The organism is Kribbella sp. NPDC026596 (assembly GCF_040638415.1).
Taxonomy (GTDB): Bacteria; Actinomycetota; Actinomycetes; order Propionibacteriales; family Kribbellaceae; genus Kribbella.
Genome location: NZ_JBEZYF010000092.1, coordinates 1 through 11,714, shown reverse-complemented (window position 1 = coordinate 11,714; position 11,714 = coordinate 1). Strand labels below are relative to the sequence as shown.

The following is an 11,714-nucleotide window of genomic DNA, read 5'->3' as shown; positions in this document are numbered from 1 at the left end:
AGGTCACTGTGCTGCTCTTGGTCATAGGGCTTCCCGCAGCCCCGCCGGTACCGACAGGTGGCTCGAGAGAACGACGCCCAGCGGCAAGGCGGCCACGAACGCGGAGTCCTGCGAGCCGTACGCCGGCCGGAGCAGGATGCGCGCGGTGGCGCCCAGGTTGTCGATTGCAGCAATCATGTCCGGGATCTGCTCGGCCGTCATCACCGTTCCGGTGACGACCATGCCGAAGTTGACCAGGCCGGCGCCCCGCGCCTCCTCCTGCGCGGTCCGGTCCGCGGCGCGCGCCTCGGCCATCGTCCGTGCGGTCGGCCGGCTCGACGTGGTGGCCCGGAACGACGCGTTGCGCTTGTCGGCCTCCACCATCCGGGCCGAGGTGGCCGCGTCCAGCGGACGGTAGAGCAGGGTGACCCGTTTGCGGTCGACGTCGATGTGCGGCGCGACCAGCTGGGACAGCACCGAGGAGAACACCTCACCACGCGGCGCCTGGGTCATCTGCCAAGTCACCGACCACGCGGAGTCGTGCCGGTACTTGTCCCAGAACCCCTGGGCGGCGGCCGGACCGACGTCGGTCCACTGCAGCTCCGGCGCCATCCCCTGGCTGCGCGCCTCGTCGATCAGTACGGCGGACGCTGGGTCGTAGGCGATCCGGACGGTCTCACACAACTCCTGCGCGGTGACCGGGCGGGCCGCACCGGCGCCCGTGGCGTTCAGGCTCTGGGTGAGCGCGGGAAGCCGGGACGCGAGCTCACGGCCCATGTCCTCTTCCTTGCGGCGCTTGCCGTTGCGGTCGGTGCCCTTGAAGGTGAGGGCGACCCGGGCCGAGACCAGCGCCGAGCCCTCCGGGTAGCTCTGCACGACCTCGGTGAGCATGGCGCGGGCGATCGCCGGCGTCCCGTCCATCATGTTGTTGCCGACCTCACGGCGCAGCCGGATGCCGGTGTCGGGCGCGCTCTCCACGGTCACCGACGCGGCCACGATGCCTGGCTCGTGGCCGAGCGACGCCAGCCACTGGCCCCAGTGCGCGACCCATACGTCGACCTGTTCCTCGTCGACCAGCGACGCACCGTCGGGCTCGGCGTTGATGACGACGGTGAAGTGCCGCGTGCTCGGGTAGTACAGCAACGCGAACGGCCGGCCGTACGAATCCTGGAACTCGCTCAGCTGTGACGCGGCGGCCAGGCCGGGGAGCTGGAACTTGCCCCAGGCGGTGCGACCGAGCGGACCGGAACGGTAGATGTTGTGCTTGGCCATCTTTGCTCGTTGCCATCCAATGCGGGTCGAAAGCCGTTGCAGGGCGGACTGTCCGTGCTTGTCCTTCGTCATCAGCATCAGCAGCGCGACGCCGACGATCAGCAGCGTGATGAGCGCGGCGAGCAGGCCGCCGGCCATCGTGGCGAAGACCGTGACGACCAGGCCGCCCATCATGATGCCGGTGCCGAGTGTGCCCAGGCCGCCGATACCCGCCGAGGCGGGCTGGCGCCAGTTGCCGTAGGTGCGCGGGGCACTTCGCACGTGGTCAGCCGCTGCCACTTGGTCCCTCCGGAGGTCGAGGAGGCGGAGATTGCTGATCTCGGGTCGTCTGCTGCTGCTGGGCGCGGGCCCGGTCGTTCTGGCGGTTCATGTCGCGCGTACGGCCGCCGCTGCCGGACGGGCCGCTGTCGCCGCCACCACCAGCGCCTCCGCCACCGCCGCCCCCACCACCGCCGCCGCCGCTGGAACCCTCGTCCATCGCGTCGTTGCCCATGCTCTCGTTCGCAGCCATCTGGCCGAAGGCCTTGGTGGCGTCGACGCCCATCTTGACGGCCACCACCGCGGCCGCGGCAGGTCCGGCGGCCGCCGCGGCTCCACCACCGGCAGCCGCTGCCCCACCGCCGGCGGCACCACCGGCACCACCCGCAGCGGCGCCACCGCCACCACCCGCGGCAGCCGCACCGCCTTCACCACCGGCCGCCGCAGCACCTTCACCGCCTCCGGCGGCTTGGCCACCACCGCCACCGCCACCGCTCGGGCCTTGCTGCTGCGCGGCGCGACCGACGTTCTGGGCACCGGACGGACCGTCGCCACCGCCGCCATCACTGCCTTGATCACCGGCTTTGTTGGCCGCGTCGGCCAGTTTGTCCATCCCGGGCCCGGCCAGCTTGGCGGCGAGCATGCCCGCCCCGGCGCCGCTCGCGGTCGCGGCCACCATCGGAACGATGAACCGCATCAGCGCGGGCAGCGCGAACAGCGCGAGCACCAGCATGGTCACGCCGGTCACCATGTTCATGATCTGGCCGCCGACGTCCTTGTCGTCGAAGCTCAGCCCCTGCCCGTTGTTCGAGGTGAGTCTGATCGCGGTCGCATAGACGATCGCGGCCACCGGTTTGTAGAGGATGAACGCGAGCAGCCAGGAGATGATCCGCTTGAACCAGGTCCGGCCCATCTCGGTGTTCGTCGCGGCGGCCGCGATCGGCAGGACGCCGATCAGCAGGATCAGCATCGCCGAGCGGACCACCATCAGCACGATCTGGATGACGCCGGCGACGATGGTCAGGATGCCGATGGTGATCATCAGGCCGATGCCGATCGGACCCGCGGCCGCGGAGAAGCCGAGCAGGGCCGCCATGGTGTCGCCGAAGCCCTTGCCGCCGCCGTAGTTGCCGATGCCGCAGTGCCAGCCCGCGCCGTCGTCGCGCAGCGCGGTGGTGACCAGGCAGTCGGAGAACTTGTCCCCGAACTCGATCAGCGCCTGCGCCACCCCGACCGACAGCGCCGAGGCGACGGCCAGCGTGATCAGGGACCTGAGGATGTCGCGGGCCGGCTCACCACGATGACTCCAGGCCATCTGCATGGCACCGACCATCAGGCCGATGACGGCGATGAAGACCGCGATGTACTGCGTGTGCGCCCACATCCAGCCGACCGTGTCGTTGGCCGGGTGACCGTTGGCATCACCGACCGCCGGCGTCTTCACATAGATCCAGAAGGTACCGATGGTGCCCATGATCAGCGTGATGGCGGCGGCGATGGCATCGAGAATCGGCTGAAAGATCAACTGGATCAACTTCTCAATCGCAGGCGCCAGGACCTTGGTGATGGCGTCGAAGAGGATGTCGTACCACGCGAGCGGGATCATGTCATGACGTCCTCGGCGACACGAAGCGGAGAATGGCGGGCAGCGCGACCACCGCGATGATCATCATGGTGACGCCCATGATGACCTTGAGCGTCTCCGGCGTACCCTCCGGCGGCGTGTAGCCCTCCGGCGGCTTCGGCGTCGACATCAGCTTGATGGCGGTGGCATAGATCAGCGCCGCCACCGGTTTATAGAGAATGAATCCGCCCAGCCAGGCCACCGCCCGCTTGAACCACATCATCCCCATCTCGGTGTTGGTCGCCGCGGCGGTCAGCGGCAGGACGCCGACCAGCAACACGAGCATCCCGTACCGGACGATCATCAAGGCCAGCTGGATGATGGCGGTGATCACCATCAGGATGCCGACGAAGATGATCAGGGCGAACTGGAGTTGCTCCGTGGGGTCCTTGAGCGGATCGGCCATCCGTTTGGTGAGCTCGGTCGCGAAGGCGTGGTCGTCAGCTCCGAGCGCCTGACCGATGATCCAGGAGGAGAACTCGTCCGAGGCCTGGATCAGCAGGCCCGCGAAGCCGGCGCCCGCGGCGGAGACAACGACCATCGTGAGCAGCGACTTCAGGATCTCGCGCAGCGGCTCGCCCCGGTGCGACACCGCCATCTGGATCGCGGCCACGATGACGGCGATCGTCGCCGCCGCGGCCAGGATGTAGTTCGTGTGGACCTGGATGTAGCTGACGGCGCCGTTGTCGGAGACGTCCGGCGTCTTGATGTAGATCCAGAGGAACCCGACCGCCTTCAGCACGGCCTCGACGGCCGCCACGACCACGGCCGCGATGGCCTTGAAGATCAGCTTGAAGAACGGGTTGAGCGCGGCGCTGATCGCCTGGCCGAGGTACTTCTCGACGCAGTCGTCCCAGTTCCAGGGAGCCCAGGAACAGCCGAGGGTGATCATCCGGCACCACTGAACCTGACGTAGCCCTCGAGCCCCTGCAGGACATCGGGCGCGACCTCGCCGTTGAAGGTGCCGTCGGGCTGCAGCTCCGCCTTCCAGTCACCGTTCACCCAGACCATCGTGATCGGCAGCGAGGCGACGTTGTCGTTGTTCAGCTCGGCGGCGACCTGGATGATCGCGCGGCGGGTGGTGTAGTCGATCACCTTGAAACCGGCGAACTGCACCTGGCCCGTGGCCTTCGGCGTCGCGCTGTTCCGGGCCTCGGCGACCGCGCGGCTCCGGCCCGGCCCGGCCACGACGCGCGTGGCCAGCACGGCATCGGTCAGGTCCGGGTTGCGAATCTGACCGAGCATGACGAGCGTGGCGAGCACGGCACCGGTCGGCGAGTGGGCGAAACAGGAACGCACGCCGTGGCTGTCCATCGCCGCCGGACCGCCGGCCGCCTGGAGCGGGATCAGCATGTCGGCCTCGAACTGCCAGGTCACAGCGGACGGCGCGGCTCGCGGGGTCCGCATGTCCGGGTGCTTGTTCTTGCAGCCACCCGAGCCGTTGATCGGCGGCGGCGTACCTGGTGTGGTGCTCGGTTCATCCGTGGGTGTCGCGGGCGGCACGGACGGCTCCTCCGTGGGCTGTTCAGTGGGTACGACGGTGCTCGGGGTCTGGGTCGCCTGGGAAGTCGGCGTCCCCGAGTCTCCGCGGGCGAAGAACCAGACCAGCAGGCAGACCACGACCGCGCCGACGACGATCGCCGACGCGACGAACCCACGCTCCTGCCAGAAGCTGGTCTCACCACCGTCGGCGTCGTCGTCCACGGAATCCGGATTGCTGCTGAACAGTCCCACCCGCGATCAGTCTCCGACGCGCGGGTCTGAGTACCCCGGGATCACTTCAGCGCGTCCACGAGGGCCGTCGCCGAGCCGATGACGATGCAGGCCGCCAGCACCCAGCCGAGCCGGGCGGCGTGCTCGCCACCTTCACCACGACGCTGGCCGACCGCCATCATCGCGCCGGCGATCAGAACGCCGAGGATGCAGACGGTGTAGGCGATCCACTTGACCCAACCGAGGACCTTCTCGAGCTTGTCGGCGCCCGGCGGCGCTTCCATCGGGAGCAGGTTGGGGAGCTCCGAGACCAGATGTACCAACATCATCGTGCTGAGTACCTTTCAGTATGGGGCGGGGTAGTCCGCTGGGTTTGACGCGCGAAGAGCGTAGATGGATTCAAGAACCTCGAAAACCTCGTCGGGGGTGTTGTCAGGCGTGGGAGCCTCCCCTCTGCGCCACTCCTCGATCCAGGGAATGTCCCAGACTCTCGGAACGCCGCCGCCGACGATGTCCGCGAAGTCGTCGAGCACGCGGGGCAAGCGGCCCGGGGCGTCCGCGATCAGCACCAGGCCGAGCACGGCCACACCCTGCACCACCCCCGACGCCCACTCGATCGCGGCGCGCTGAGCGGCCCGCAGGCCGGACCCGTGGGTCCGGGCCACCAGAATGACCGGGGTCGGCACCGGTGGTGGCGGGATCGGCCAGCGGTGGCCGGCCGCCCGCGTGCCCGGGAGCAGCAGCGACATCGTGGTCTCGCCGGCACCGCCGTGCACACCGACCCACCACAGCGTGTCCGCGACCGGGATCGCGAACTTCGGCAGCCGCTCGTCCTCCGCGGGCGGCGCCACACCGTGCTGCGGCGCGGACGGACCCCGTGGGGGCAGGTCCGGCCGCGGCGAAGGGCCGGCTGACGGCTGCTGCGGACCCGAGGTCGGCGACTGTTGCTGCCGAGTCCACGGGTTCTGCGTCATGGCCCCTCCTCTCGCGGTGCGTCACAGGCTGTCGCCCACAGTATTCTCTCGCTTTCCGGGTGTACTTCCGTGACCCATCCACAGGCGAGGATGTTTCTACCCCCTTGTCGGGGTCAGTCGAGCCGCCGGGCTCGCGTGGTTTCTGCCTGCCCGGAATCCCTGGCATGCCTTCGTGCGGAGACATGCTAGAACGAGGAGTTCGGAGTCGGATGAACGAGGGAGATCTGTGGCGGGAATGAGAGGTCGTCGTGGCTGAGAAGATCCCGTCCTGGCCCAAGGTCACGATTCGGCTATACGACGACCACAACGCCGAGGTGAAGATCGCCGGCCGGAGTCATCCGGTCAACCATCACGACCCGCGACAGGCCGCGATCGCACTCGTCAGCGAGCGGGCCGGGCAGCTGGGCCGCCCAATGAAGGCGACCGCCGTGGAGTCCGACGGTGCCTCCTGGCCGCTGATCATCCACCCGGACGGCCGGGTCGAGGCGGTCGAGACCGACAGTCGCGGACGCCCCCGCAGCAGTGGTGGCGGCGGTGGCGGCGGCGGTGGCAACGGGAAGAAGCCGATCTGGCCGATCATCCTCGCGTTCGTGCTGGCCGGCGTACTGATCTTCGGGACGATTCTGTACGTGACCGTGCTCAGCAAGCTCGGAGACGGTACGCCGACCACGACCGAGTCGCCGAAGTTGCCCTCGCTGCCCGAGCCGAGCGTCGGTCCGGACCAGTTCGCGGCGCGCCCGGCGCCGCTGGGCTGGTCGAGCAAGGCGGACTGGACGGTCGACATCGCCGCCGACTCGGTCCCCGCGGTGTCCCCGGACGGCACGGAGGTCGCCGTACTGACGCCGGACCAGAAGATCGCGGTGTTCGATGCCAACGGCAAGGTGCTGTGGCAGGACAAGGTGCCGAAGGGCGCGGAGAGCCCGGTCTACACCACCGTCGACTCCAAGACGGTGGTAGCGGTGGCCACGCAGGACACGCTGTACTACTGGGCCGGCGACGGTGCCCAGGCGACCGAGATCGAGCTCCCCGACTCCTCCACCGTCCAGTTCTTCGGGACGTCCCCACTGATCCAGCTGTCCTCCGATGCGGGCGCGAGCGTGGTGTCGGGCGGCCAGCTCAAGGCGGTGCCGGACCAGAAGCGACAGTCCACCATCCTGCTGGCCGAGGGCGACAAGGCGCTGATGGCTCGGTACCGGGGCCCGCTGTTCTGGAGCCAGCCGGGCAAGGACCTGCAGGAGGTCGACCTCAAGCCCCCGCGCGGGCTCAAGGATGTCGATCACGTCGTTGCCGCCAGCCCCGGTCGTGCGCTGGTGCTGTGGAAGACCAAGGACCCGGACGTCGTGGTCCCGGCCGTGCACTCGACCGCGACCGGCGCGGGCGTCGCCATCTGCCCGGCCGTGGACCTGGACCAGGTCCAGAGCTGGCAGTGGGTCCCGGACACCGCCCGCGGGGTGGCCGCCTGGGGTGAGTGCCTGATCAACTTCACCAGCAACTCGACCGTGCGCCGCCCCGGCTTCCAGCCGCTCTCGATCACCGGTACGACGATCTACGGGACGATCAGCAGCAACCTGGTCGCCATCACCCCCGGTGCCGCCCGCACCCTGGCGCCCGGTACCGCTCGCCCGTGGGGCCTCGCCGGCAGCCACGCGATCGTCGTCCAGGACTCGGTCGTCTACGCGCTGGACAAGCCGTGAAGCAGGTCGTACGACGGCGGTGGGCGCGGGTGGTGACCAGTCTGGTCGCAGTCGCCGTGGTGCTGGTGCCGTCCGCGGCGGCCAGGGCCGATGACGACCCAGGCCCGGTGCAGTGGCCGAAGATCGATCAGCCGGATGCCGGGGGCGGCGACGAATCGGATCCGGTCCCGGTCAAGTGGACGAGGATCACGGCGCCGGAGAACAACTCCGACACCAACGACCCCAAGCCGGCCACCTGGCCGACCATCGTCAAACCCGCGAACTGACGAGACTCGGCGCCACCGAAGCCGGTCCGGCGAACTGACGAGACTCGCGCCACCGAAGCCGGTCCGGCGAGTTGACGGCTGAGGGAAAGCCAAGGCCCGCGTCTCCCCGAGGGGAGGACGCGGGCCTGTGGTGTGCCGCTGAGGTCAGCCGGCCGCAACCTCGAGGCGGACCGTGGCGGCCACCTCGGGGTGAAGCTGCACGGAGACCTGGTGCTTGCCGGTGGTCTTGATCGGCGACGCGATCGCGATCGCGCGCTTCTCGACCAGCGGGCCGCCGGCGGACTTGATCGCACCGGCGATATCGGCCGGGGTGACCGAACCGAACAGGCGACCGGTGTCGCCGGCCTTGACGTCCAGCGTGACAGTGAGCTGCTCGAGCTGGTTCTTGACCTCGCTCGCGTGCTCCTTGCCCTGGATCGCCCGGGCGTCACGCGCCCGCTTGATCGAGGTGATCTGCTTCTCGGCGCCGCGGGTCCAGCCGATGGCCAGGCCGCGCGGAACCAGGTAGTTGCGGCCGTAGCCGTCCTTCACCTCGACGATGTCGCCGGGAGCCCCGAGGCCCTCGACCTCCTGCGCCAGGATGAGCTTCATGGTCCGCGCCTCCCTCAGCGAGCCGTGCTCGTGTACGGCAGCAGGGCCACCTCACGAGCGTTCTTGATTGCGGTGGCCACGTCGCGCTGGTGCTGCACGCAGTTCCCGGTCACCCGGCGGGCGCGGATCTTGCCGCGGTCCGAGATGAACTTGCGCAGCAGCGCGGTGTCCTTGTAGTCGACGTACGTTGCCTTGTCCTTGCAGAAGCCGCAGACCTTCTTCTTCGGCTTCCGAATGATCTTGGCCATTGTGGTGCTCTCTTCCTTCCAGAGCCCGGCACACGTGCCGGAATGGTCTGTCTTACCTGTTCACGACCGGACCGGGATCAGAACGGAGGCTCCTCCATCGAGCCGCCGCCCTGGCTGGCCCAGGGGTCGTTCTGCGGGGCGGACTGGCCGCCGCCGCTCTGTCCTTGCGGGGTTGCCCAGGGGTCGTTCTGCGCGGCGCCACCCTGGGCGCCGCCGTAGCCACCAGCCTGGCCGCCCTGGTTGCCACCGCCACCACCGAAGCCACCGCCGCCACCTTCGCCGCCGGGACCCGAGCGCATCGCGCGGGTCACCTTGGCCGTGGCGCTGCGCAGGCTCGGACCGACCTCGTCCACGTCGATCTCGAAGACCGTGCGCTTGTTGCCCTCACGGTCGTCGTACGAACGGGACTTGAGCCGGCCCTGCACGATCACGCGCATGCCGCGCTGCAGCGACTCGGCCACGTTCTCCGCGGCCTGCCGCCAGACGGAACAACTGAGGAACAGCGACTCGCCGTCCTTCCATTCACCTGACTGCCGGTCGTAGGTCCGGGGGGTCGACGCGATCCGGAAGTTCGCGACGGCGGCACCGGACGGAGTGAACCGGAGCTCAGGATCGTCGACAAGGTTGCCGACCAGTGTGACGACGGTTTCGCCTGCCATTGCCGTTCCTCCTGCTATCGGGTGTGACTGTGTCTACAGCTATCAGTAGCGGCTGGCGCCGACAGTTACCGATGGCTGCTGACGACCCCAGGGTCAGTGCTGGTCCGGCCGGATGACCTTGGTACGGAGGATCGACTCGTTCAGCGTGAGCTGACGGTCGAGCTCCTTCACCACCGCGGGCTCCGCGGTCAGGTCGATGACGGCATAGATGCCTTCGGCCTTCTTCTTCACGTCATAGGCAAGCTTGCGACGACCCCAGATGTCGAGCTTCTCGACCGAGCCACCTTCCTTGCGGACGATGTTCAGGTACTGGTCGATGGACGGCTCCACGGTGCGCTCATCGAGCTCAGGGTCGAGGATCACCATGACTTCATAACGACGCATGCGCGAACTCCACCTCCTTCGGACTTGGCGGCCACGGTCTCTCCGTGGCAGGAGGGCGATGCGAGTGCTCCACGCCGACACTTGCCGTCGGCGCCAAGCAACGAGCCCGGTCGATGGACCGGGCCACATCCAAGAGAATACCAGCGTCCGGGCGCCCTCCCGACCATATCCACAGGGCTATTCCGGTAACTCTCCGTCACCGAGACGGGACCGCAAGCGAGGGCCGACGCGCCACCAGCACGAGCAACGGCACGGCGAGAACCGCCGAGATCACCGCCAGCACCGGGAATCCCCCGACGGTGTACAGCCAGGGCGAACTCGCGGCGGCCAGAGCGGAGGCGGCCCAGATGAAGGACTCGACCTTGCTCTCCAGGTCCGCGGTCCGCAGCTGCGCGCTGCCGCCGAGGTAGCAGAGGTTCCAGGCGTAGCCGAGCAGGAAGAGGCCCGGTGTGAAGACCAGTCCCGTCCTGGTGACCAGCAAGGCGGACACCAGTAGCAGGGCAAGTCCTGTGAGGACCACCGGTCGCGGCCCGGACCGGTCGATCCACCAACCCGTCAGCGGAGACAGCGCGAACATGCCAAGGGTGTGAGCCGACAGCATGACCCCCAGCAGACCCAGCCCGTCACCGTGCTGGTGGGTATGAACGGGGACCGCGCTCATCAGCGCGACCATCACCAGTTGCCCCGCCACCATCACACCGGCCGCGAGGAGGACCGGCGTACGACGTGATGCGGACGAAGAGTCGTGGTGATCCCGGACTGGCTCGGCGGTGGAGAGGACGGCGCGAATGTGGGTGGATGCGACCAGCGCCAAGAACACAGCCGCCACTGCGAGCAGGAACGGTCCGGACACGGCCGGCAGACCGATCGACGTGACGAACGTCTGTGACGGCGCCATCAGGAACGGTCCACCGGCTGCACCTACGGTGCCTGCCCAGACCACAGCGCTCATGGCTGACGCGCGACGGGCAACAGGTACCGCATCCGCCGCGACGTACCGCGACAAGAGGGCCGCTGCGTTGCCGACACCGAGGAGGAACATGCCGGCGAAGAGCGGTGCCACAGGCGCACCGACGGCGGTCAGCACTGTCAGCGCTCCACCGGCGACACCGACGCCGTACCCGATGCGCAGTGCCTGGATGCGTCCCAGCCGCGCAGTCCAGCGGCCCACGGCGAGCGCGCCGGCTGCTGTGCCCAGCACCCCGGCTGTGTTGGGTAGACCGGCCAGGCTGGGGCCAAGCCGGTCTGCGGTCAGGATGGTGCTCATCGCGCTCGCGGCGATCATGGCGGCGTTCATCAGGGCCGCGGCGACAACGATGGGGACGAGCATGTCTTCAACGGTAGGAAGGTGGCCATCGAACCTGAAGGCCTGATGTAAGGCGTTCGGGCTTGCACACCGGCGATGTCGAAGGTGTTCTGGTGAGATGACCTTTCAGGAGCGTGAGCTGGACTCGACCGACTGGCAGATCCTGGACGCACTGCAGGCCGACGGGCGGCTGTCGTTCAACCAGTTGGGCAAGCGGGTCAACCTCTCACCGCCCGCGGTCGCGGATCGCGTACGCCGCCTGGAAGAGGCCGGTGTGATCACCGGCTACCGCGCCCAGGTGGACCCGGCGCGGGCCGGTCAGCCGCTGTCCGCCTTCGTCCAGATGCGCTGCACGACCGGACGCTGCCTACTGAAGACCACCCGGGCGGAGGACTTCCCCGAGGTCCTCGAGATCCACAAGCTCAGTGGCAACTCCTGCTCGATGCTCCGGGTCCGCGTCACCTCGATGCGCCACCTCGAAGGGCTCTTCGAACGCCTCGGTGAGCACGGTGAGATGAACACGCACGTCGTGCTGTCCACAGAGTTCGAGGGCCGTCCTGTGCAGCCGCCCGCGCAGGAGACACGGCCGGTCACTCGCTCGGCTGGGTGGGGTTCCTGAGACCGCGGCGGTGGGGTGGGGACGAATTCAGTACTGAGTTCCTAAGGGAAGTCAAGCCACCTGGGTAGCTCTTATGCTGGTGGTGGCGGGTCGGGATGTTGGAGCGCTTGGCGACTCCTGTGACTCC

At 68.6% G+C, this 11,714-nt stretch carries 14 protein-coding genes; 3 read left to right on the top strand and 11 right to left on the bottom strand.

Annotated elements, in window-relative coordinates:
- Positions 1 to 21 precede the first annotated feature (21 nt).
- Genes AB0E63_RS42100 through AB0E63_RS42075 form a run of 6 tightly spaced genes read right to left on the bottom strand, consistent with a single transcriptional unit; the run spans position 22 to position 5,820 of the window.
- Entirely contained in the window at positions 22 to 1,530 is a 1,509-nt protein-coding gene (locus AB0E63_RS42100; RefSeq protein WP_360379196.1) for an SCO6880 family protein, read from the bottom strand.
- Entirely contained in the window at positions 1,517 to 3,115 is a 1,599-nt protein-coding gene (locus AB0E63_RS42095) for a type IV secretion system protein (RefSeq protein ID WP_360379193.1), read from the bottom strand. Before AB0E63_RS42095 ends, AB0E63_RS42100 begins: the two co-directional genes overlap by 14 nt.
- A 1-nt stretch (position 3,116) precedes the next feature.
- A complete protein-coding gene (locus tag AB0E63_RS42090; protein WP_360379190.1) occupies positions 3,117 to 4,025 on the bottom strand; it encodes a type IV secretion system protein in 909 nt (302 codons plus the stop codon).
- Entirely contained in the window at positions 4,022 to 4,867 is an 846-nt protein-coding gene (locus tag AB0E63_RS42085) for a hypothetical protein (RefSeq protein ID WP_360379188.1), read from the bottom strand. The genes AB0E63_RS42090 and AB0E63_RS42085 overlap by 4 nt, the downstream gene beginning before the upstream one ends.
- Before the next feature lie 41 nt (positions 4,868 to 4,908).
- On the bottom strand, positions 4,909 to 5,175 hold the full coding sequence (locus AB0E63_RS42080; RefSeq protein ID WP_360379186.1) for a TrbC/VirB2 family protein: 267 nt from the start codon (positions 5,173 to 5,175) through the stop codon (positions 4,909 to 4,911).
- A gap of 15 nt (positions 5,176 to 5,190) precedes the next feature.
- Entirely contained in the window at positions 5,191 to 5,820 is a 630-nt protein-coding gene (locus AB0E63_RS42075) for a DUF6668 family protein (protein WP_360379183.1), read from the bottom strand.
- A 248-nt stretch (positions 5,821 to 6,068) separates the two neighbouring features.
- Between AB0E63_RS42075 and AB0E63_RS42070 the strand changes: the two genes are divergently transcribed.
- Both AB0E63_RS42070 and AB0E63_RS42065 read left to right on the top strand, forming a co-directional pair.
- The gene (locus AB0E63_RS42070; protein WP_360379181.1) at positions 6,069 to 7,514 is read left to right on the top strand and encodes a hypothetical protein; all 1,446 of its coding nucleotides are present in this window, start codon (positions 6,069 to 6,071) and stop codon (positions 7,512 to 7,514) included.
- Positions 7,511 to 7,780, top strand: a complete 270-nt coding sequence (locus AB0E63_RS42065) for a hypothetical protein (protein ID WP_360379178.1) — start codon at positions 7,511 to 7,513, stop codon at positions 7,778 to 7,780. The genes AB0E63_RS42070 and AB0E63_RS42065 overlap by 4 nt, the downstream gene beginning before the upstream one ends.
- A 144-nt stretch (positions 7,781 to 7,924) precedes the next feature.
- Here the strand turns inward: AB0E63_RS42065 and rplI are convergent, their stop codons facing one another.
- The 5 genes from rplI to AB0E63_RS42040 form a co-directional block, all read right to left on the bottom strand.
- Positions 7,925 to 8,371, bottom strand: coding sequence for a 50S ribosomal protein L9 (gene rplI, locus AB0E63_RS42060; protein WP_360379175.1), 447 nt, complete (start codon positions 8,369 to 8,371; stop codon positions 7,925 to 7,927).
- 14 nt (positions 8,372 to 8,385) lie between these two features.
- Positions 8,386 to 8,619 (bottom strand): 30S ribosomal protein S18, encoded by a 234-nt coding sequence (gene rpsR / locus AB0E63_RS42055; RefSeq protein ID WP_012924539.1) that lies wholly within the window; start codon positions 8,617 to 8,619, stop codon positions 8,386 to 8,388.
- 77 nt (positions 8,620 to 8,696) lie between these two features.
- Entirely contained in the window at positions 8,697 to 9,278 is a 582-nt protein-coding gene (locus tag AB0E63_RS42050) for a single-stranded DNA-binding protein (RefSeq protein WP_360379173.1), read from the bottom strand.
- Positions 9,279 to 9,371: 93 nt separating this feature from the next.
- On the bottom strand, positions 9,372 to 9,662 hold the full coding sequence (gene rpsF / locus AB0E63_RS42045) for a 30S ribosomal protein S6 (protein WP_145804544.1): 291 nt from the start codon (positions 9,660 to 9,662) through the stop codon (positions 9,372 to 9,374).
- Positions 9,663 to 9,858: 196 nt separating this feature from the next.
- The gene (locus AB0E63_RS42040; protein WP_360379170.1) at positions 9,859 to 10,992 is read right to left on the bottom strand and encodes an MFS transporter; all 1,134 of its coding nucleotides are present in this window, start codon (positions 10,990 to 10,992) and stop codon (positions 9,859 to 9,861) included.
- 94 nt (positions 10,993 to 11,086) lie between these two features.
- On the opposite strand from AB0E63_RS42040, the gene AB0E63_RS42035 reads away from it, so the two are divergent.
- Positions 11,087 to 11,587 (top strand): Lrp/AsnC family transcriptional regulator, encoded by a 501-nt coding sequence (locus tag AB0E63_RS42035; RefSeq protein WP_360379168.1) that lies wholly within the window; start codon positions 11,087 to 11,089, stop codon positions 11,585 to 11,587.
- The last annotated feature ends 127 nt before the right edge of the window (positions 11,588 to 11,714 follow it).

Coding starts and splice junctions, on each gene's coding strand:
- AB0E63_RS42095 (WP_360379193.1), bottom strand. CDS start 3,115: ATGATCCCGCTCGCGTGGTACGACATCCTCTTCGACGCCATCACCAAG.
- AB0E63_RS42090 (WP_360379190.1), bottom strand. CDS start 4,025: ATGATCACCCTCGGCTGTTCCTGGGCTCCCTGGAACTGGGACGACTGC.
- AB0E63_RS42080 (WP_360379186.1), bottom strand. CDS start 5,175: ATGATGTTGGTACATCTGGTCTCGGAGCTCCCCAACCTGCTCCCGATG.
- AB0E63_RS42075 (WP_360379183.1), bottom strand. CDS start 5,820: ATGACGCAGAACCCGTGGACTCGGCAGCAACAGTCGCCGACCTCGGGT.
- rplI (WP_360379175.1), bottom strand. CDS start 8,371: ATGAAGCTCATCCTGGCGCAGGAGGTCGAGGGCCTCGGGGCTCCCGGC.
- rpsR (WP_012924539.1), bottom strand. CDS start 8,619: ATGGCCAAGATCATTCGGAAGCCGAAGAAGAAGGTCTGCGGCTTCTGC.
- AB0E63_RS42050 (WP_360379173.1), bottom strand. CDS start 9,278: ATGGCAGGCGAAACCGTCGTCACACTGGTCGGCAACCTTGTCGACGAT.
- rpsF (WP_145804544.1), bottom strand. CDS start 9,662: ATGCGTCGTTATGAAGTCATGGTGATCCTCGACCCTGAGCTCGATGAG.
- AB0E63_RS42040 (WP_360379170.1), bottom strand. CDS start 10,992: ATGCTCGTCCCCATCGTTGTCGCCGCGGCCCTGATGAACGCCGCCATG.
- AB0E63_RS42035 (WP_360379168.1), top strand. CDS start 11,087: ATGACCTTTCAGGAGCGTGAGCTGGACTCGACCGACTGGCAGATCCTG.